The 229-nt window shown below is 62.9% G+C and carries 1 protein-coding gene; it reads right to left on the bottom strand.

Translation table 11 applies throughout. The features are described from left to right. Positions 1 to 5: 5 nt before the first annotated feature. Positions 6 to 229 (bottom strand): hypothetical protein (locus AC0L3U_RS40400; RefSeq protein ID WP_473365271.1); only part of this gene is annotated, 224 nt, incomplete at its 5' end.

The raw sequence follows: 229 nt of genomic DNA, 5'->3' as shown, positions 1-229 counted from the left end.
CCGCATCAGACGAGCATCGGGAGTTCATCGCCTCGGTCCGCCGTCGCCTGATCGCCCATTTCTGCGGTCTCGATGAACAGACCGTCGCGCAAAACGAAGATCGTCTTTTTGCGCTCCTGGACGACGTCGCAAGCGGGACGAAGGCGCTGCGGGACGTTGAATCCTCGGTCCTGACCAGCGCTCTGGCCACGATGGTTCAGCCGGTGGCAGACCCTGAGGCGCCTCTTCA

It is taken from the genome of Bradyrhizobium sp. Kon69 (assembly GCF_055807515.1).
This window is presented reverse-complemented; position numbering and strand designations above follow the sequence as displayed.